The sequence below is a fragment of the Bradyrhizobium sp. KB893862 SZCCT0404 genome (genome assembly GCF_018130885.1).
Lineage (GTDB): Bacteria > Pseudomonadota > Alphaproteobacteria > Rhizobiales > Xanthobacteraceae > Bradyrhizobium > Bradyrhizobium stylosanthis.
The window spans coordinates 331,864-348,619 of record NZ_JAFCLT010000001.1; the positions used below are offsets into that span (position 1 = coordinate 331,864).

At 65.3% G+C, this 16,756-nt stretch carries 19 protein-coding genes; 11 read left to right on the top strand and 8 right to left on the bottom strand.

All coding sequences use genetic code 11. From position 1 onward, the window contains the following. Nucleotides 1-7: 7 nt before the first annotated feature. Entirely contained in the window at nucleotides 8-1,183 is a 1,176-nt protein-coding gene (locus JQ617_RS01715) for a DUF2336 domain-containing protein (RefSeq protein ID WP_212023904.1), read from the top strand. 168 nt (nucleotides 1,184-1,351) lie between these two features. On the opposite strand, the gene JQ617_RS01720 is transcribed toward JQ617_RS01715, so the two are convergent. The 3 genes from JQ617_RS01720 to JQ617_RS01730 form a co-directional block, all read right to left on the bottom strand. Further along, complete coding sequence (locus JQ617_RS01720; protein ID WP_063682639.1) at nucleotides 1,352-1,930, bottom strand: Hpt domain-containing protein; 579 nt, start codon at nucleotides 1,928-1,930, stop codon at nucleotides 1,352-1,354. A 28-nt stretch (nucleotides 1,931-1,958) separates the two neighbouring features. Then, the gene (locus JQ617_RS01725; protein ID WP_008549760.1) at nucleotides 1,959-2,504 is read right to left on the bottom strand and encodes a response regulator; all 546 of its coding nucleotides are present in this window, start codon (nucleotides 2,502-2,504) and stop codon (nucleotides 1,959-1,961) included. An 87-nt stretch (nucleotides 2,505-2,591) separates the two neighbouring features. Beyond that, nucleotides 2,592-3,371, bottom strand: a complete 780-nt coding sequence (locus JQ617_RS01730; protein WP_063682640.1) for an NAD kinase — start codon at nucleotides 3,369-3,371, stop codon at nucleotides 2,592-2,594. Between the two features lie 249 nt (nucleotides 3,372-3,620). Here JQ617_RS01730 and JQ617_RS01735 point away from each other — a divergent pair, with 249 nt between their 5' ends. Then, on the top strand, nucleotides 3,621-5,174 hold the full coding sequence (locus tag JQ617_RS01735) for a S10 family peptidase (RefSeq protein ID WP_212023906.1): 1,554 nt from the start codon (nucleotides 3,621-3,623) through the stop codon (nucleotides 5,172-5,174). Here JQ617_RS01735 and JQ617_RS01740 read toward each other — a convergent pair. Continuing rightward, nucleotides 5,164-6,549 carry a serine hydrolase domain-containing protein gene (locus JQ617_RS01740; protein ID WP_212023908.1) on the bottom strand — a complete coding sequence of 462 codons (1,386 nt, stop codon included), beginning with the start codon at nucleotides 6,547-6,549 and terminating at the stop codon, nucleotides 5,164-5,166. The genes JQ617_RS01735 and JQ617_RS01740 overlap by 11 nt on opposite strands. Before the next feature lie 109 nt (nucleotides 6,550-6,658). After that, nucleotides 6,659-7,204, bottom strand: a complete 546-nt coding sequence (locus JQ617_RS01745; RefSeq protein WP_063682643.1) for a tetratricopeptide repeat protein — start codon at nucleotides 7,202-7,204, stop codon at nucleotides 6,659-6,661. 250 nt (nucleotides 7,205-7,454) lie between these two features. Between JQ617_RS01745 and JQ617_RS01750 the strand changes: the two genes are divergently transcribed. The 4 genes from JQ617_RS01750 (at nucleotide 7,455) to JQ617_RS40335 (ending at nucleotide 9,968) form a co-directional block, all read left to right on the top strand. Beyond that, the gene (locus tag JQ617_RS01750; RefSeq protein WP_212023910.1) at nucleotides 7,455-7,823 is read left to right on the top strand and encodes a His-rich protein BRANT; all 369 of its coding nucleotides are present in this window, start codon (nucleotides 7,455-7,457) and stop codon (nucleotides 7,821-7,823) included. A 251-nt stretch (nucleotides 7,824-8,074) separates the two neighbouring features. Continuing rightward, nucleotides 8,075-8,467 (top strand): hypothetical protein, encoded by a 393-nt coding sequence (locus JQ617_RS01755; protein ID WP_212025943.1) that lies wholly within the window; start codon nucleotides 8,075-8,077, stop codon nucleotides 8,465-8,467. Between the two features lie 287 nt (nucleotides 8,468-8,754). Then, complete coding sequence (locus JQ617_RS01760) at nucleotides 8,755-9,462, top strand: outer membrane protein (RefSeq protein ID WP_212023912.1); 708 nt, start codon at nucleotides 8,755-8,757, stop codon at nucleotides 9,460-9,462. A 263-nt stretch (nucleotides 9,463-9,725) separates the two neighbouring features. Then, a complete protein-coding gene (locus JQ617_RS40335; protein ID WP_063682645.1) occupies nucleotides 9,726-9,968 on the top strand; it encodes a DUF6719 family protein in 243 nt (80 codons plus the stop codon). 24 nt (nucleotides 9,969-9,992) lie between these two features. Here JQ617_RS40335 and JQ617_RS01770 read toward each other — a convergent pair whose 3' ends face one another. After that, nucleotides 9,993-10,247: a hypothetical protein gene (locus JQ617_RS01770; RefSeq protein ID WP_063682646.1), complete on the bottom strand. Its 255-nt coding sequence runs from the start codon at nucleotides 10,245-10,247 to the stop codon at nucleotides 9,993-9,995. A gap of 304 nt (nucleotides 10,248-10,551) precedes the next feature. Continuing rightward, nucleotides 10,552-10,947, bottom strand: coding sequence for a hypothetical protein (locus JQ617_RS01775; protein ID WP_212023914.1), 396 nt, complete (start codon nucleotides 10,945-10,947; stop codon nucleotides 10,552-10,554). A 108-nt stretch (nucleotides 10,948-11,055) separates the two neighbouring features. Between JQ617_RS01775 and JQ617_RS01780 the strand changes: the two genes are divergently transcribed. Then, nucleotides 11,056-11,226 carry a hypothetical protein gene (locus JQ617_RS01780; protein ID WP_212023916.1) on the top strand — a complete coding sequence of 57 codons (171 nt, stop codon included), beginning with the start codon at nucleotides 11,056-11,058 and terminating at the stop codon, nucleotides 11,224-11,226. A gap of 3 nt (nucleotides 11,227-11,229) precedes the next feature. On the opposite strand, the gene JQ617_RS01785 is transcribed toward JQ617_RS01780, so the two are convergent. Further along, the gene (locus tag JQ617_RS01785; protein WP_212023918.1) at nucleotides 11,230-11,421 is read right to left on the bottom strand and encodes a hypothetical protein; all 192 of its coding nucleotides are present in this window, start codon (nucleotides 11,419-11,421) and stop codon (nucleotides 11,230-11,232) included. A 242-nt stretch (nucleotides 11,422-11,663) separates the two neighbouring features. Between JQ617_RS01785 and JQ617_RS01790 the strand changes: the two genes are divergently transcribed. The 4 genes from JQ617_RS01790 (at nucleotide 11,664) to JQ617_RS01805 (ending at nucleotide 16,643) form a co-directional block, all read left to right on the top strand. Next, entirely contained in the window at nucleotides 11,664-13,361 is a 1,698-nt protein-coding gene (locus JQ617_RS01790; RefSeq protein WP_212023920.1) for a methyl-accepting chemotaxis protein, read from the top strand. A 260-nt stretch (nucleotides 13,362-13,621) separates the two neighbouring features. Further along, complete coding sequence (locus JQ617_RS01795) at nucleotides 13,622-14,323, top strand: class I SAM-dependent methyltransferase (RefSeq protein WP_212023923.1); 702 nt, start codon at nucleotides 13,622-13,624, stop codon at nucleotides 14,321-14,323. Between the two features lie 53 nt (nucleotides 14,324-14,376). Further along, nucleotides 14,377-14,790, top strand: coding sequence for a GFA family protein (locus JQ617_RS01800; RefSeq protein ID WP_212023924.1), 414 nt, complete (start codon nucleotides 14,377-14,379; stop codon nucleotides 14,788-14,790). Nucleotides 14,791-15,008: 218 nt separating this feature from the next. Continuing rightward, nucleotides 15,009-16,643 (top strand): site-specific integrase, encoded by a 1,635-nt coding sequence (locus JQ617_RS01805; RefSeq protein ID WP_212023926.1) that lies wholly within the window; start codon nucleotides 15,009-15,011, stop codon nucleotides 16,641-16,643. Nucleotides 16,644-16,756 lie beyond the last annotated feature (113 nt).

Sequence of the window (16,756 nt, forward strand, 5' to 3'; positions counted from 1 at the left end):
AAGCAGCATGATTGTTCGGCAGTTCATCAATTGGATCAGGACGGCGCCCGCCGGCGAGCGGGCCGAGGCGACGCGGGCGTTGGCCCGGGCCTGGCTGATCTCTGATCTTTCCACCGACGACCGCATCGCCGCCGAGGGCGCGCTTCTGATGCTGCTCGACGATCCCTCGCCGCTGGTGCGGCAGGCGATGGCCGAAGCGTTTGCGCGCAGCCTCGATGCACCCGCCTCGATCGTGCGGGCGCTGTCGGCGGACCAGCCGACCGTCGCGCTGCCCGTGCTCGAACATTCACCGCTGCTGATCGACGCCGATCTCGTTGACATCGTCGCGACCGGCAATGACGAGGTGCAGTGCGCAGTCGCCCGCCGCATCGCGCTTCCGGTCTCGGTCTGCGCCGCGATCGCCGAAGTCGGCTGCGCGGCGTCGGCGCTCGAGCTGATCGAAAATCCGCACGCCGAGCTCGCGCCATTCTCGTGGAATCGCATCGTCGAACGCCACGGCCATCTCGCCGCGATCCGCGAGGCCATGCTGGTGCTGGACGATCTGCCGGCGGCAACGCGCGCGGCGCTGGTGGCGAAGCTCTCGGAGACCCTCGCGCAATTCGTCGTGGCGCGGAACTGGCTGAGCGCCGACCGCGCCGAGCGCGTGACCATTGAGGCGCGCGACCGTTCCACCATCAACATCGCGGCGCGCTCGCGCGGCGACGACATGCAGGGCCTGGTGCATCATCTGCGCGTCACCGGCCAGCTCACCGCCGGTCTCATCCTGCGCGCGCTGCTGTCGAGCAATCTCGACCTGTTCGATGCGGCGCTGGCCGAGCTTGCCGACATGCCGCTGGCGCGCGTCACCGCGCTGCTGCACGATCGCGGCGGCAACAGCCTGCATGCGCTGCTGCGCCGCGCGGGCCTGCCCGAGGCGACGTTCGCGGCGTTCCAGGTGGCGCTCGATGCCTGCCACGAGCAGGGCTTCGTCGACAGCGACGACGGCGCGGCGCGGCTGCGCCGCCGCATGGTCGAGCGCGTGCTGACCCATTGCGAGACCGACCGCGGCGCCACCGAGCCGCTGATGGTCCTGCTGCGCCGCTTCGCGACCGAATCCGCGCGGGAAGAGGCGAGGTTGTTCTGCGACGAGATCGTCGCCGATGATGCGATCGATCCCGTGTACGACGATCTGATCGCGGCGTAACGAGATGCCGTAGGGTGGGTTAGGCGAAGCCGTAACCCACCACTGTCTATTTCCACAGATCGCAAAAGAGACGGGTTACGCCGAGCGGTTTGCGCTTGGCGCAATCCGCAGGGCTAACCCACCCTACGGCACCTATGCTCGCAAGGACGAGAGGAGAGAGGCGGAGCGTTACTCCGCCGGCACGATGCTCGGCGCGAGGATCGCCTCGAGATGCTCGGGGCGGTCGCGGTTGACCTGGGCGAGATAATCGTCGGCGACCTTGCGCAGGCGGCGGCTCAGCTCGGCGGAGACGCTGATGCTGTCGAGCCGGGTGTTCTCGTGCACGATGGCGAGGATGGCGTTGATGTGGTGCGTGAACAGCTCGGCCGGCACCTTCTCCAGGTCAGGCGCGTGCTCGATGACGCGGCACAGGCTCTCGGCGACGCCCGCCGCCGCCGGAAAACCGAACGTTGCGGCATCACCCTTGATGTCGTGTGCGGCGCGGAACAGCTCGTCGCGCCGCTCCTTGGTGAAGCCGTCATTGCGGATGGCGACGTAGGCGGCCGACAGGCGGCCGACCTCGGTCGCCATCCAGTCCCCGAACTCGCCGGAGAGGCTAGCCAGCGCCTGCTCGGCGCGGGCGACCGGATCGTCCATGTCCTTGTCTTCGACACGGCGCAAAACTTTGCGCAGCGGGTTCGGCTGCGTGATGACCTGATGCGTGGCGAAGGCCGTGACTTCGATGTCCTTTGCGCTGTTCTTCGCCATGATGCCTGCCTCGTCTGAAGACGTTGCGCTAGATGGAGGAGCGGGCCTTGTCGAGCAGCGAGGGCTGCTGCAGCACCTCGTGCTTTTCGCCGACGCGGCGCTCCGGGCCCATATAGGCGGAGTTGGTGTTGCGGCGCCGGTCCGGACCGAAATAGGTCTTGGTCTTGATGAAGGGACGGGGATTGGCGACGACGTTGAGGATGCGCTGGTACAGGCCCTTGGCCGAGATCGGCTTGGCCAGGAATTCGGTGACGCCGGCATCGCGCGCGACCGTGACGCGGCGCTTCTCGGAGTGTCCGGTCAGCATGATGATCGGCGCGTAGGGATTGCCCTTGGACTCCGGCTGCCGGATCATCTGCGCGAGCTCGAGCCCGTCGAAGATCGGCATCGCCCAGTCGGTGATGACGATGTCGGGCACGTAATGGCTGTACATTTCCAGCGCCGTGGCGCCGTCCTCGGCCTCGTAGACCTCGCGCGCGCCGAACGAATGCAGCAGCGTCCGCAGGATGCGGCGCATGTGCGGATTGTCGTCGCAGACGAGGAAGCGCAGCTTGTTGAAATCGATGCGGAACATGTCGCCCGGGCCGAAGCGGTCAATCTTCGTTAACCATATCGCGCCGGGGGTTAATGAAGGGTTGCCGGCGGGCGCCGGGCGGGCGGCTCAGGTGCCGAACTGCTCGCGCAGAATGCGCTCTTCCAGGCTGTGGCCGGGGTCGAACAGCATCCGCATCGAGATGCTCTTGTCCGAGAGCACCTCGACGCGCCGGACCCGGCGCACCTCCTCGTGGTCGGCGACCGCCGCGACGGGGCGCTTGTCGTCTTCCAGCACCTCGATCACGACATAGGCGGTGTTGGGCAGCAGGGCGCCGCGCCAGCGGCGGGGCCGGAAGGCGCTGATCGGCGTCAGCGCCAGGAGCGCCGCGTTGATCGGCAGGATCGGGCCCTGCGCCGACAGATTGTAGGCGGTGGAGCCTGCCGGCGTCGCCACGATGATGCCGTCGGCGATCAGCTCGGGCATGCGCTCGCGCTCGTCGATCAGGATCCGCAGGCGCGCCGCCTGGGAGGTCTGGCGGAACAAATAGACCTCGTTGATGGCGTGGTGCAGGTGCACGCGGTCGTTGACGTCGGTCGCGCGCATCAGGAGCGGATTGATCTCGGATTCATGCGCGGTTTCGAGCCGCGCGCGCAGATCGTGCGCCGAATACTCGTTCATCAGGAAGCCGACCGTGCCGCGGTGCATGCCGTAGATCGGCTTTCCCGTGCGCATGTGGTGGTGCAGCGTCTGGAGCATCAGCCCGTCGCCGCCGAGCGCGACCACGACGTCGGCCTCGTCGGGATTGCAATTGCCATATTGCGCGGTGAGCTGGTTGAAGGCGGTCTGGGCCTCGCTGCTCGGGCTGGCAACGAAGGCGATCCGGTCGTATCGCGATGGCTTGGTCATGGCTGGTCGGGCAGGCCCGCTGGCTCGAGAAAGTTCCGCCGGGCTCGTCTATACGAGGTCGCCCTCCATTGTCGAGGATGACCGCCCGTCAAGGCAAACGACCGGCCGCCCGATCCGGGGTAAACCGGGGCGTTTCCAGCCCGATCGGCCTCGTTCGGCGCCGCCGGGCCCGTGATCCCCCAAACCGTCGCAATTTCGCGCTAGCCTTTCGGCCTCACCGGCTGTGACGGCCGGGCAGGGAGGACGAACATGGTCACGAGCTTGCCGGCACTGCGACGAACGGGGATGGTGCTGGCTGTGTCCGCGATCGCGTTTGCCGGCTTTGCGCGTGCGGACGATCCGCCGCAGCCGCGCTCCGAGACGGCGGCGCCGGCCGGGCAGAAGGGCGGGCGCGGCAGCGGCGGGCAGAATTCGTCGGCGTCCGAGCCGCATCGCCTGCCGCCGGATTCCACCACCAGGCAGACGCTCGATCTGCCCGGCCGCTCCCTCAACTTCGCCGCGACCGCAGGCTCGATCCGCGTGTTCGACGGCAAGGGCGAGCCGCTGGCCGATATCGCCTACACGTCCTACGAGCTCGACGGTGCCGACCGCGCGACGCGCCCGGTGACCTTCCTGTTCAACGGCGGACCCGGTGCGTCCTCGGCCTGGCTGCAGTTCGGCGCCGTGGGCCCGTGGCGGCTGCCGCTCGATGGCGAAGCGCTCTCGCCCTCGGCATCGCCCGAGGTGAAGCCGAACGCCGAGACCTGGCTCGACTTCACCGATCTCGTCTTCATCGATCCCGTCAGCACCGGCTACAGCCGCTTCGTTGCGAGTGGCGAGGACGCGCGCAAGTCCTTCTACTCGGTCGACGGCGACGTCAACTCGATCGCGCTGGTGATCCGCCGCTGGCTCGAGAAGCACGATCGCCTGGTCTCGCCGAAATATGTGGCGGGCGAGAGCTATGGCGGCATTCGCGGGCCGAAGGTGGTGCGCCAGCTGCAGCTCCAGCACGGCGTCGGCGTCAGGGGATTGATCCTGGTGTCGCCGCTGCTCGACTTCCGCGAGTTCACGGGCACCAGCCTCCTGCAATATGTCGCGACGCTGCCGAGCTACGTGGCGGTGGCACGCGAAGCCAGGGGGCCGGTCAAGCGCGCCGATCTCGCCGACGTCGAGGCTTATGCGCGCGGCGAATTCCTGGCCGATCTCGTCAAGGGCGAGGCCGACAAGGAGGCGACTACCCGATTGGCCGACAAAGTCGCCGAGCTCACCGGCATCGACCAGGCGGTGAGCCGCAGGCTCGCCGGCCGCTTCGACGTCGGCGAATTCCGCCGCGCCTTCGACCGCAAGAACGGCAAGGTGACGGGACGCTATGACGGCTCGGTGCGCGGCTTCGATCCCTATCCGGATTCAGGCAACTCCCGTTTCGGCGATCCCTCGGGCGATGCGCTGCAGGCGCCGCTGACGAGCGCCGCGGTCGATGTCCTCACGCGCAAGCTGAACTGGCGGCCGGATGGCTCCTATGAGGTCCTGAACGGGAACGTCGAAGGCAACTGGGATTTCGGCCGCGGCATCAACCCGCCGCAATCGGTGTCGGACTTGCGCCAGATCCTCGCCACCGACGCCAGGCTGAACGTGCTGGTCACGCACGGCCTGTTCGATCTCGCCACGCCCTATTTCGGAACGAAGCGGGTGCTCGACCAGCTGCCGGCGTTTGCGAACCAGCGCGTGAAATTCGTCGTCTATCCCGGCGGCCACATGTTCTATTCGCGCGACGGCTCGCGGCAGGCCCTTCGCGGCGAGGTCGAGGCGCTGATCAGGGAGTAGGCCGCCGCTTTCGCGGCGGATAGCGGCGCGCGATCTCGCGGGCCACGACCTTTTCCGGCTTGACGTTGGCGCCGGCAATCCAGATGTCGCTGACCTTGCCGCGCTTGTCGCGCACGCGGCGGACCGGCTCGCCGTAGCTGGAATGGCCGGCGGCCCAGGCAAGCTTGCCGCTGTCGCGGCCGGTGACCTCGATCTCGCCGGCATCCATGAACGGATTGTTGAACTGCGGGTTGGCGACGAGCACGCGGTTACCCATCGGCACCAGATCGGTTGCACCCCACATCGTCCACCAACGGCCGGTCCAGTCGCGCACGCGGCGACCGGGCGCGCCGCGGGTCCTGAAGACGCGCAGGATCTGCATCGCGCCGTCCATCCAGAACGGCGCCGCGCCATCGATGGAGTTGCTGATGATGCTGATCGCGAGCTCGCAGTCGGGGATGGCGCATGTCCGCGAGATATAGCCCTGGAAGTGGCCGCCATGACCGAACCATTCCCAGCCGTCGAGCTTGCCGGCACCGATACCCAAGCCGTAATAGCCTTCGAAACTCTGCGGTATGCGCCAATGATGCCGCGTCATCTCGCGGCGACTTGCGGCCGACAGCAGGCTTCTTTTCGCATTGGGCGCGAGCTGCGCGAAGAAGCGGGCGGTGTCGGCGGCGGTGGCGGCGAAGCCCGTGGCGGACGCCATCGCGTTTGTAGGATTGTCGCCGGGGATAACGCAACGCTCGCCGAACGGCACTCTTCTCGTATGGCCGCGCGCGAACGCGGCGCCCTTGGGGAGCGGCGCGTCCGGCTCAGTCTCGCGCAGACCTGCGGCCTCGATGATCTCGCGTTTCATCCAGGCGGAGTAGGGCTCCTTGGTCACGGCTTCGACGACAAGGCCGAGCACGCCAAAGCCGTGGTTGGAATATTTGAAGCGCGTGCCGGGCTCGATCGCCGTCGGCAGCTTCAGCTCCGCGAGCAGCTCTTTGGCGTTGAGATACGGACGGCGATCGATGAACTGGCCGGAATCGGCGCCGTCGCGGGTCAGCCCGGCGCTATGCGAGAGCAGCTGCGCGATGGTCGTCTCGGCGACGCGCGGGTGCAGGCCGCCGACATATTGGCCGACCGTGTCATCGAGCCGAAGCTTGCGCTGCTCGCGCAGCTTCATAATGCCGGCCGAGGTAAAGCTCTTCGAGTGTGAGGCGATGCGGCAGCGATGGCGTGGGGTGAGCTTCTCGCCGGTGTCGAGATTGGCGAGCCCGAACGCATGCTCGGCGACGATCTCGCCGCGATGGGCGAAGGCGACGATGACGCCGGGCTGCTGGATTGTCGTCTGCTGGAATTCGATCCAGGAGCCGATGTAGTCGATCGCGGATCGCAGCCACGTTTCCATTGCGCACCGATCGTGAGGGGAGGATTCGTGCGCGAAGGCTAGCCGAGAAAGCAGAACCGGCACAACCCCTGGGGTTGTGCCGGTTCGCTTCGTTCTGACAGGAGATGACTTAGTAGACGAGCGTCGCGCCGGTCGGCTTGTCGAGCGCTGCGGCAAGCGAGCGATACTCCGAGCTGTCGGTGCCGGCGAGCGAGGCGATCTTGTTCAGATGATACTGCGCCTGTTCGCGGTTGCCCTGCTCGAGCTGCCAGAGGCCGTAATACTGCCAGGTGCGGACGTGGTTCGGATCGTCCTTCAGCGCCAGCTCGTAATAGACCTTCGACGACTGATAGTCGCCGAGCTTGCGATAGGAATAGCCGATCAGGTTCGCGACGTCGGCAACGTCATCGCGCTTGAGCGACTTCAGCTGGCCGATCGCGCCGGTGTAGTCGTGGTTGTCGTAGATCGTGGTGTACGCGGTGCGATAGGCCGCAAGGAATTTCGGATCGCTGACGGAAGAGCTCTTCTTCTTGCCCTTCTTGGACGAGGAGGAGTCCGATTTCGGCGGCGAGGACGGCTCGTCACTGCCAGCTGCGTAGGCGCTGGACAGCACCGGAGCAGCCGCCAGCGACACGGCGACAAGGCCCGGCAGCAGAAGCATTGAGAGTTTGCGCATCTAAGTTCTCCCGTATGGAACGTGGCGATCCTACACGATTGCCCGAAGACCGGAACACCCGGGGGACGAAAACATTCCCGCTTCGCACGATCTATTCCCCGAAAGCCGGATGACAAACTTGTCATCCAGATGAACGGAGGCCTGCAACCGGCTTCAGACTGGGTTCAGCGCGCGGCGCCTAGGCTCCCACCTACGATCGAAGGGTTGGCGAGAGGGCGCCGCCTCAAGATCCTTCCAAGAGGAGACCACCATGCTGAAGACCATTTCCGCAGCCTTGCTCGCAGCCTCCGTGATCGCAGCCCCGGCCTTCGCGGCCGAGGCCGGCAAGACCACAACGACCGCGCCGGTGATCAAGGCGGACCAGAGCCAGACCAAGGCGGCGACCACTGCCGCGAAGCCGGACGCCGGCGTCAAGGCCGACACCAAGGCAGCCGACGTCAAGGCGGATGCCAAGGTCGACACCAAGTCGAAGGCGATGAATGCCAATGCGGCGGTGACGCCCGACGAGCACAAGACCGTGCGCAAGCATCGCCATCACCACAAGCAGGTGTCATCGAAGAAGTCGCTGAAGGCGCAGCCCGACGTCACCAAGCCGGTGACGACCGAGAAGCGCAGCTAAGTCTGATCCCGCGCGGCGGCATCCCTGGCATTGCCCTGCTGCCGCGTGCGGAGTTCAGGCCCGTCCCGCCGTTCGGCGTCTTGCGCGAAAGCGCGAGGTGCCGGCGGCGGGCCGGTGCGTTGTGCAAGAGAATTCCCTTCGCGCCGCCTTGGAGCCAGGCGGTGTTGGAGCTAGAACGTCTCCTGATTGTGGGCGAGCGGAGACCGTGACCGGTGGGGCGATTGGCGAAACGTGCGGCGAAGCCGGCACTGATCCTGGCATTGCCGCTGGCGCTCGCAGCATGCTTCGGCAGCGGCGGTGATCGTCCCGGCATGGACGGGACCCAGGCCGGAGGCCCGCAGCCGTTTCCCGACAATTTCCGCAGCGACACGCTGGCCTTGATGCGCGCCTATCTCAACAACCCCGTCGGCGTGCGCGACGCCACCATGTCCGAGCCGGTGCTGCGCGAGATCGGCGGACGGCAGTTCTATGTCGCCTGCCTGCACTTCACGCCGCGCGAGAGCGACGGCAGCTACAAGGCCATGCGCGAGCGGGCCGCCGTCTTCGTCAACGGACGGGCCGACCGCGTCGTCGACCGCGCCGGCGAGCTCTGCGCGGGCGCGGTTTACGGTCCCTTTCCGGAACTGGAAAAGATGGCGCGGTAGCGCAAAGCCCGCCTTCATCGCCGCCTGCTAGAACGATGGCAGCCGGAGCCGCCGGATCACATTTTGGCGAGCTTTGAACGGGGCGGAATTGCCTTGCGACTAAACGTTACGGCAGGCCTTGCGCAAACGACAAAATCGGTCGGTGCAAGGCGGCGTGACGGAACAAAATCGCGATGTTGCCACCCCGTCACAGTTGCGAACGATCAACGTTCCGGCATCGCCGCGAAGCAACCAAATTCACGCCACGTTGTTTGCTGAGGGTCGATTTTGAAAGAACGGGGATGGACATGAAGACGATTTTGCTGGGCGCAGTCGCCTTGCTTGCGCTGGCAGCGCCGGCCGCAGCGGCGGACATGCAGGCGCGCCCCTACACCAAGGCACCGGCCTATACGCCGCCGCAGGTGATCTACAACTGGACCGGTTTCTACATCGGCGGCCATGTCGGCGGCGCGTTTGCCGGCGACAGCAGCTTCCAGTCGAGCGACGCCCGCTTCCTGGGCGGCGTGCAGGGCGGCTTCGACTACCAGTTCGCGCCCAACTGGGTCGTGGGTATCGAAGCCCAGTACTCCTGGCTGCCGACCAACAATAACGGCGTGACGTTCCCGGCTGGCACCCAGGTGACCTCCAACACCGACCAGCTCGGCTCGGTGACCGGCCGCATCGGCTACACCTGGGGTCCGACGCTGCTCTACGCCAAGGGCGGTTACGCCTGGCGCAATGGCGGCCTCGGCGTCAACGTCGCGGGCGTGCCCACGGGCTTCACCGCGACCGGCAACAACAAGGACGGCTATACCGTCGGCGCCGGCCTCGAATACATGTTCGCGCCGAACTGGTCGGCCAAGGCCGAGTACCAGTACTACAACTTTGGCAGCACGACCTTCACCGCCGGTCCGGCCGACATCGTCGGCGTCCGCGGCCGGGACGACGAGCATACCGTCAAGGTCGGTGTGAACTACCGCTTCGGCTGGGGTGGCCAGCCGGCCTCGCGCTACTGATCCGCCAGCGGGTCCGAAGGGATCGAAGATCTGAAAAAAGGCCGGCTCCCAGCCGGCCTTTCGTTTGGCGGCTCCGTGCGTCCCGGTCCGCCGTTTGCTTTGCGTGAACCATCTGGCGCGTCATTTGCAAGCAAACATTCCGGCACGCGGTTTCTCACGCGTGTCATGGGGCGGGCGTAAAGCAAAAATAATTTTTGCCGCTTACGGAACTCGCGCTCCGGAACGCGTTATATGACAATTACCGGGCTGGTGGGACGACGGTCATGCGTATCTTGGTGTCGGCGACAGTGCTCTCGTGCTTCCTCACCCTGCCGTGCGCTGCCCAAACAATCCTCAAATCCGAGCCTCTGATGCTGGCACCCTATGAGGTGGCCTTCGTCAAGGACGCCTCGTGTCCGTCGGGCAAGGTGCTGAAGGTGACCGGCGCGATCCGCGGGCTGCACCGCCGCAAGGCCTGCGTGGTGCTGGCTGGCGAGCAGGCTTCGCTGGCGACCGCGACGCCCTGATCTTTCGGGGGTCCGGGCGAGCCTTCAGGAATTCAACTCAAGCTCCATCCGGGACTGGTGCTCGGCCTCGGCCTTGTTCTTCGCGGGGTCCTCGCCCTGGGCGGCCCGGCATGGCTTGATCTCGTAATCGTTGTCCAGCACCCGGCGCGGCCCATGGCGCTCCTCGTCGGTGCTGACATCCACGACCAGGCCACTCCGCTGCGCGAGTTTCCAGACGTCGGCCTCGTCGGGGTAGGCCTTGCTGATTTGGGCATCGTTGCAGAACAGGGCGTAGGGCATTCTTTCCGCTCCGGGAAAGCCCGTTAACGACTCCGGCGGGCCAGGGGTTCCGGCCTGATGGGCGATCACGGGGCCGTGAACGGGCTGCCCGGGGCTTGAGTCGTAAACGAGTCCTGAATCCGCAAAAAAAGAATCCTTGGGACTCTCCGGCTGGAATCAGCGGATGTTTTGGCCCATGACGAGCGACCTCAAAACCTCCTGCGGGCACATGCTCCTGCCGCTGACGCTGGCGCTGTTCAGCGCCTGCGCAGCCAATCTCTGGATGGTTTGGTCCTGGTTGTAGGTGCCCGCGGACGGGCCGGCCTTACTTTTCGGCCGGCGGAGGCGGGGCGACGTCGCGGATGGCCGCACGGAGCTTTGACAGGGTCGCCGCGCAATATTCCTCGCGCTCGCGTTCGAACCGCTCCTGGTGCTTGCGGAAATTCGCGATCCGGGCCTGCATCTCGGTGCGGAAATCGCTGGCCATGCGAGGCGGCGGGACCGGGAGGGGCCGAGGAGGCTCCGGCGGAGGAGGTGTCGGCGCGGGTGGCTCAGCCTCGACCGCAACCGTCACTGCCTGGATGGTCACGATCTCCGTGGTTACCTCGAAAGCAGCAGGCGAGGGCTCCGGCGGATGGAATTCATCCTTCTTGCCGGTGACGGATTGAACGAAGGCCATTGTCTGCGCAATCAGTGCGTCGCGCTCGATGATCCACTTCATGGGCTAATCCACCCTTGCTGCGACCATTCCACCAAAGGTCGAGGACCGAATCAAGAAGGTATCCCGCAAGGGATTGCATATTTTTCCCGGTCGCCCGACAGTGGGCGAATGGAAGCCGGGAAAGAAACAGACGAGTCGGACGACGTGGAAGGCTTGAGACTGGTTCGTGCCTTTCTCTTGTTATCGCCCGACAGACGAGCTGAGGTGATCGCGTTCGCCGAGGAACTGGCCCGTGCTCACGCCGACGCCAAGGAAGGCGAGGGCACGCCGGCGCGGTGAGGGCTATCGCTGGCGCGGATTGACGTTGGGCACGAAGGGCGCCCCGATCACCCGCACGGCTTCCGGGGCCGCGATCTCGATCGGCCCTCTGTCGGCGACCTGGCGCTCCGGCGGCGGTCCGACGACCGGCTCGAACAGCGCAAGCGTGCCGGCCACGATGGCGCAGCACAGCGTCACTGTCCCCAGCAGAACCATGTTTCGATTTTCTTCCCGGATCCTCATGGGCCGAAAACGACCGGCGCGCGCGCTTTGTTCCGGCGGGCCGGCGACCCCGGACGCCGCGAAAATGCGCCCAAGCTGACGTGAAGCTTACGGGAGGGCGGCATAAGGTTATTTTTCCGTATGACTACCCGCCTCAATTGGCATCAAATCTTAACGATGACCGGTTCCAATGCACGTTGCTGGGATTACGCCCTGAAAATCATTGGACGGCTGAGATGAGCTTTTTGAACAATCTGAAGATCGTGTGGAAGGTTGCGCTGATCGTGGCCGTGATGGGCTGCGCCATGATCGCTGTCGCGGGCTTCGGCGCGCGCGAGCTCTCCGCGACCGTCGACGGATTTGGCGAACTCGCCGCCGCGCAGTCCTCGGCCCTCAACCTGACGCGGGCCCAGCGCCGCGCCGAGACCTATCACGCGGCGCTCTATGCGGTCTTCACCGAGGCGACGGAGGCGGGCAACGCCGGCCGCCTCAAGACCGCGAACCAGAACCGCGCCGAGATCGCCCAGTATCTCGATGCCGCGGAGAAGGACGATCCGTCCCGCTCGAGCCAGATCAAGAGCATCGCAGACCAGCTCAAGGCCGCCTTCACCAGCTGCGATCCGGTGCTCCAGGCAGGCGCGCAGGCCAGCAGCATGGACGAGAACGCCAAGGCTGCCGAACGCGCACACAAGGAATGCGATCCGGTGCTGGATGCATCGCTCGCACGCATCGTCCAGTTCGTGACCGAGACGGCGCAGGCGACGGCCAAACGCAAGGAAGCCATCATCCGCGATGCCAGGTCCGCGACCTGGACCGTGATGGGCGTCAGCGCCGGCGGCCTCGTGATGGGCATCGCGATCGCGCTGTTCATCGGCTTCAACGCGATGTCGCGGCCGATCGCCCGGCTCAAGCTCGCCATGGAGGGCCTTGCCCGCAACGATCTCAAGATCGACGTGCCCGAGAAGGAGCGCCGCGACGAGATCGGCGACATGGCCAAGACCGTCGAGATCTTCAAGACCAACGGGCTCGAGGTCGAGCGGCTCAAGGCGGCGCAGGCGGAAGCCGAGAAGCAGGCGGCCGAGCAGCGCCGCCGCGACATGGTCAACCTTGCCGACGGCTTCGAGCGGGCGGTCGGCGAGATTATCGAGACGGTCGGCTCGGCGTCCACCGAGCTCGAGGCATCGTCCTCGACGCTGGCCACCACCGCGCATCGCGCACAGGAGCTGACCTCGGTCGTGGTCGCCGCTTCGGGCGAGGCCACCGGCAACGTGCAGTCGGTCGCGACCGCGACGGAAGAGCTGTCCTCGTCCGTGAACGAGATCAGCCGCCAGGTGCAGGAATCGGCGCGGATGGCGGGCGAGGCCGTCACCCAAGCGCGCACCACGACGGAGCGCGTGAGCGAGCTCTCGGTCGCGGCCACGCGCATCGGCGACGTCGTCGAGCTGATCAACACCATCGCCGGCCAGACCAATCTTCTCGCGCTCAACGCCACGATCGAGGCGGCGCGCGCAGGCGAGGCCGGCCGCGGCTTCGCGGTCGTTGCTTCCGAAGTGAAGACGCTGGCCGAACAGACCGCGAAAGCGACCGGCGAGATCAGCCTGCAGATTTCCGGCATCCAGACCGCGACGCAGGAATCGGTGAACGCGATCCGCGACATCTCCGCGACGATCGAACGGCTCTCGGAAGTGTCGTCGACCATCGCGGCGGCCGTCGAGGAGCAGGGCGCTGCGACCCAGGAGATCTCGCGCAACGTGCAGCAGGCCGCGCACGGCACCCAGCAGGTCTCCTCGAACATCACCGACGTGCAGCGCGGCGCGGCCGAGACCGGCACGGCCTCCTCGCAGGTGCTGTCGACCGCCAAGATGCTGGCCACCGACAGCAACCGGCTGAAGGACGAGGTCGGCAAATTCCTGCGCACGGTGCGCGCGGCCTAAAGGCGCGCGGCGGCATCCGTTCGCCGCGCCGACCCATCTATCGCGCCAGCAGAAATGCCATGGCGACGATGAACAGGACGGCCGTCGCGACGACGGCCGCAGCCGCGCCGGCGGCGATCTTGGCCTTCTCTCTGGGCGTGGTGGAGCGCATCGGGAGCGGACGGGCCGGATGACGCGAGCAGCTTCGCGCGCGATGATGTCGGACGTTGTTCTGCCAATATAGTCTGGTTGCGTCCCAATTCCGAGTCGCGAGCGGTCCGATGATCCCAAATCGTCCACCGGTGCTAGCCCACGAGCGCTTCCTCGCCGACCGCGAGAATTTCGCAGGTCTCGATCTCGCCGCGCGCTTCGAGCGGATCGAACGGACCAATTTGTGGGGCGCGGCGAGCTCGGTCTCCGGCCTCGGCTCGGAGGATGTCGCCACGAGCGCAATCCGGGAAGCGCTTCCGCCGCTGTTACAACGGCTCGGCGTGCGCTCGCTGCTGGATGCGCCCTGCGGCGATGCCGGCTGGATCGGCCGCATCAAGCTCGATCTCGACTACACCGGCGTCGACATCGTGCCGTCGCTGATCGCCGACAACAGCGAGCGCGCGGCGCGCGGTGAGCTTCACGGCCGCTTCCGCCTCGCCGACATCACGCGCGATGCGCTGCCGCCTGTCGATTTGATCCTGTGCCGCGACTGCCTCGTGCATTTGAGTTTCGCCAACATCGCGCGCGCCATCGGGAATTTTCGTGCGAGCGGCGCGCGCTTCCTGCTGGTCACGACCTTTCCGGAATGGGACGGCAATGCCGATTGCGAGGACGGCGACTGGCGCGCCCTGAACATGGAGCGGGCGCCGTTCAACTGGCCGTCGCCGCGCGAGCTGATCAACGAGCGCTGCGCTGAGGGCGAAGGCGGCTGGCGCGACAAGAGCCTTGGGCTGTGGCGGTTGGATCAATCGCCTGACGTGGAAGCCACATAGCCGATCGGAACAGGGCGGCAGGCATCCCTGGGCTGACGAAGGGGAGTGTTCAGATGACGGATGCCAGATGCAGCTGCGGCGCGCTCGTGCTCTCGCTTCCGGGGCCGCCCGCTTTGGTCGCGGCCTGTCACTGCATCGACTGCCAGCGACGAACCGGCGCGCCGTTCGGCGTCGGCGCGTTCTATCCAACCGATTCCGTCACGATCTCGGGGCGGCCGAAGGAGTTCGTCCGCGACGGCGGCAGCGGCGCGAAGGTCCGCAACTATTTTTGCCCCGACTGCGGTTCAACGGTTTATTGGCGAGCGGACCGGCTGCCGGCCATGATCGGCGTTGCCGTCGGCGCGATCGCCGACCCGAAATTTCGTCCGCCCGCGATGTCGGTGTTCGAACAATCCAAACATGTTTGGGTCGAGATCACCGACGCCGAACATTTCGAGCAGGGCAGTGCGACAAAAGCTTCGCGCTGAATGGCATCGCAGAACTGGTGCCGGCTGAGGGGATTGAACCCCCGACCTTCGGTTTACAAAACCGCTTGTCTGTAAACAGGATATCGCTTGGAGAGACTTGAAGCGCAAAATTTGTTGACAGTATAATAGGTTATTAAGGTACCCAAAATTGGGCGCTTGTGGGACGGGCCTTCGGCCTACATACTTGTGTATCCCCATGTATCCCAAAAAGGCCGGAAATGGCAAACAAGCGATACGCGCTGACAAAGGATTTGGTCGGTGAGGCAGGCGCGAAGCGCGACGCGGACGCTGAATGCCAGTTTGCTATCGATAATCCCAGAGGCCTGAGCATCCGCGTCAGGGGCGGGGAGGCCGCCTACTATGTGCAGGCCCGCACGCGCGTCCGAGGCCAGAAGTCCACGGTTGTAAAACGGCGGCTTGGCGCGGTGGGAGACTTCACTTTCGCGCAAGTGAAGAAGATTGCCACCGAAGCAATATTCGCGATTAAGAACGGGCGCGATCCGGACGCCGTCATCGAAACTAGGCTGATGGGTGGCGACGAAAAGTCCGTCGCTGTAGCAGTTGACCGCGCCGAGGCTTTAAAGGGAGAATTGTGGACTTTCGAGACGCTGATTGATCAATACGCGCGACGAACGAAAAGCCCGAAAAATGGTGGTCGAAATGAAGAGGCCAAATTGCGCCTTGCGCCTTCGTCCATTACCGAGCTGGAGACCCGATTGCGAGATCGGCCGGAAAACGCCGAACTCAAGAAACGCTTCGTAAAGGAGCTCCGCCTCGAAGATCTTGAAGAAGTTCGGGACCGCATTGATGCCAGCGGTTCAGGTCCCTCCGCTGGAGCAAAATACGTCGATCTCGCAAAGCGTGTCTTACGCTGGGGACTCAAGCAAAAGCGGCGCTTCACCGGCCTCGAGCCGACCGCGACCTGGTGGGAGGCATTGTCCCACGAATATGAGATGGAGGACCGCTCCGGGCGTTATCTGACCCCTGCGCAGATTGGGATGCTCATTGCACTTCTGGAGGCCGTCAGGCCTTTGGGAGGCAATAACAACGATGCGGTCTTGGGTGCCCTGCAGGTTTCATGGATGATCCCCCAGCGGAGCTCCGCGCTGGTGAACATGCTCGCCTTGGGTTCCGATCGCTGGATCCCTGATCCCGCACCGGAGCGTGCCGGCTGGCGCGTCTATACGTGGAAACCGGATGAGGTGAAAAATAAGCGCGAGATCAAGCTGAGCATTCCGCCTATTGCGATCGAGATCCTCGAAAGAGTGGCGCGGTACTCGAAGCAGCAATTGGGTGCGGTCTCGAGGTGGGCGTTTCCGCAGGATCGCAACAAGTATCTTGTGCGCGCTCTCGCTGCTAAGCAACGTAACGATGATCGCGTACCGGCCCATCTGGACAAAGCGATTACCCCTTCCTCCCTCAATCACGCGCTCGATGCCTTGGCCGGACGCAAGCCGGGATGGCCGGATCTGCTCACTGTCGTCGGGCTGCCCAACCGGATTGGCCCTCACGACGAGCGTCGGTCCGTCACGAGCTTCTTCGAGAATTTTGGCGAAGGCGCATATGCTTCGGCGCTCCTGGATCATCGCGTGAGCGGCGCAGACAAGATGTCGCGTGAGGTCGCTGCTATCACCCAGAGTGTTTACAGCGCCGCGGACCGCGTGGTGTTCAAGGCTGAAGGCATGCTGATCTGGATGGAAGCGGTCTTGCCGGCCTACGAAGCGGCAAAGAAGGATCCGCGATTGGCGAAGGCCGTTGAAACGCGAAAGGCCGCGTTGACGAATGGGTTGCCGGAGGAGAAGACGAGAGGGCGAGCCAAGGCGCGTTCCGCGCGGGCGCTTGCCTCGGCTTAGCAGCGGGGGGCGAGTCCTCCCTCGCTACCAGATCTTGCGCACCCCTTGGTTTCCCAGACTTGGCCGATCAAACTGCAACTATCTCCGACCTTAGATCAAAAAGCAGTTAATTT

Excerpts from the sequence above, each read along its gene's own strand:
- JQ617_RS01715 (WP_212023904.1), top strand. The coding sequence starts at position 8 with ATGATTGTTCGGCAGTTCATCAATTGGATCAGGACGGCGCCCGCCGGC.
- JQ617_RS01720 (WP_063682639.1), bottom strand. The coding sequence starts at position 1,930 with ATGGCGAAGAACAGCGCAAAGGACATCGAAGTCACGGCCTTCGCCACG.
- JQ617_RS01725 (WP_008549760.1), bottom strand. The coding sequence starts at position 2,504 with ATGTTCCGCATCGATTTCAACAAGCTGCGCTTCCTCGTCTGCGACGAC.
- JQ617_RS01730 (WP_063682640.1), bottom strand. The coding sequence starts at position 3,371 with ATGACCAAGCCATCGCGATACGACCGGATCGCCTTCGTTGCCAGCCCG.
- JQ617_RS01735 (WP_212023906.1), top strand. The coding sequence starts at position 3,621 with ATGGTCACGAGCTTGCCGGCACTGCGACGAACGGGGATGGTGCTGGCT.
- JQ617_RS01740 (WP_212023908.1), bottom strand. The coding sequence starts at position 6,549 with ATGGAAACGTGGCTGCGATCCGCGATCGACTACATCGGCTCCTGGATC.
- JQ617_RS01745 (WP_063682643.1), bottom strand. The coding sequence starts at position 7,204 with ATGCGCAAACTCTCAATGCTTCTGCTGCCGGGCCTTGTCGCCGTGTCG.
- JQ617_RS01750 (WP_212023910.1), top strand. The coding sequence starts at position 7,455 with ATGCTGAAGACCATTTCCGCAGCCTTGCTCGCAGCCTCCGTGATCGCA.
- JQ617_RS01760 (WP_212023912.1), top strand. The coding sequence starts at position 8,755 with ATGAAGACGATTTTGCTGGGCGCAGTCGCCTTGCTTGCGCTGGCAGCG.
- JQ617_RS40335 (WP_063682645.1), top strand. The coding sequence starts at position 9,726 with ATGCGTATCTTGGTGTCGGCGACAGTGCTCTCGTGCTTCCTCACCCTG.
- JQ617_RS01770 (WP_063682646.1), bottom strand. The coding sequence starts at position 10,247 with ATGCCCTACGCCCTGTTCTGCAACGATGCCCAAATCAGCAAGGCCTAC.
- JQ617_RS01775 (WP_212023914.1), bottom strand. The coding sequence starts at position 10,947 with ATGAAGTGGATCATCGAGCGCGACGCACTGATTGCGCAGACAATGGCC.
- JQ617_RS01780 (WP_212023916.1), top strand. The coding sequence starts at position 11,056 with ATGGAAGCCGGGAAAGAAACAGACGAGTCGGACGACGTGGAAGGCTTG.
- JQ617_RS01785 (WP_212023918.1), bottom strand. The coding sequence starts at position 11,421 with ATGGTTCTGCTGGGGACAGTGACGCTGTGCTGCGCCATCGTGGCCGGC.
- JQ617_RS01790 (WP_212023920.1), top strand. The coding sequence starts at position 11,664 with ATGAGCTTTTTGAACAATCTGAAGATCGTGTGGAAGGTTGCGCTGATC.
- JQ617_RS01795 (WP_212023923.1), top strand. The coding sequence starts at position 13,622 with ATGATCCCAAATCGTCCACCGGTGCTAGCCCACGAGCGCTTCCTCGCC.
- JQ617_RS01800 (WP_212023924.1), top strand. The coding sequence starts at position 14,377 with ATGACGGATGCCAGATGCAGCTGCGGCGCGCTCGTGCTCTCGCTTCCG.
- JQ617_RS01805 (WP_212023926.1), top strand. The coding sequence starts at position 15,009 with ATGGCAAACAAGCGATACGCGCTGACAAAGGATTTGGTCGGTGAGGCA.